This is a genomic window from Bradyrhizobium sp. NBAIM08 (assembly GCF_020193935.1).
Taxonomy (GTDB): domain Bacteria; phylum Pseudomonadota; class Alphaproteobacteria; order Rhizobiales; family Xanthobacteraceae; genus Bradyrhizobium; species Bradyrhizobium yuanmingense.
The window spans coordinates 1-387 of the sequence record NZ_JADYVR010001256.1; the positions used below are offsets into that span (position 1 = coordinate 1).

A 387-nucleotide genomic window follows, 5' to 3' on the forward strand; every position below is an offset into this window, starting at 1 on the left:
AGGAGGTCTCGAACAAGGAGGTCAAGGCGCTCCTCGAACGGATGATCGCGGCCGAGGACAAGGCCCACCCGCTGAGCGACCAGGCCCTCGCCGAGATGCTCGCCACGGAGGGCTACCCGATCGCCCGGCGGACGGTCACGAAGTACCGCGAGCAGTCGAACCTCCCGGTCGCCCGGCTCCGCAAGCAGATCGTCCTCGCGTAGCGTGGGGCCACTGGAGCTGCTCGAACCCGAGCCGGCGGGCCTCTTCGGCCGCGAGCCCGCGTTCAACGCCTTCGTCGAGCTCCACAACCTCGTCGTCGCCGGCGCGGACGCGACCGGCGGGTCCGGTTTGATCGACTTCGGGCCGGAAGACGCGGACCGCATCGCCCGCGAGCGTGGCGTGGAC

1 protein-coding gene and 1 pseudogene are annotated in these 387 nt (G+C 70.8%); both read left to right on the forward strand.

Translation table 11 applies throughout. From position 1 onward, the window contains the following. Window positions 1-203 (forward strand): annotated as a pseudogene (locus tag I6F37_RS44405) (RNA polymerase factor sigma-54); the annotation flags it as partial. A 1-nt stretch (window position 204) separates the two neighbouring features. Next, window positions 205-387 (forward strand): hypothetical protein (locus I6F37_RS44410; RefSeq protein WP_225155046.1); only part of this gene is annotated, 183 nt, incomplete at its 3' end.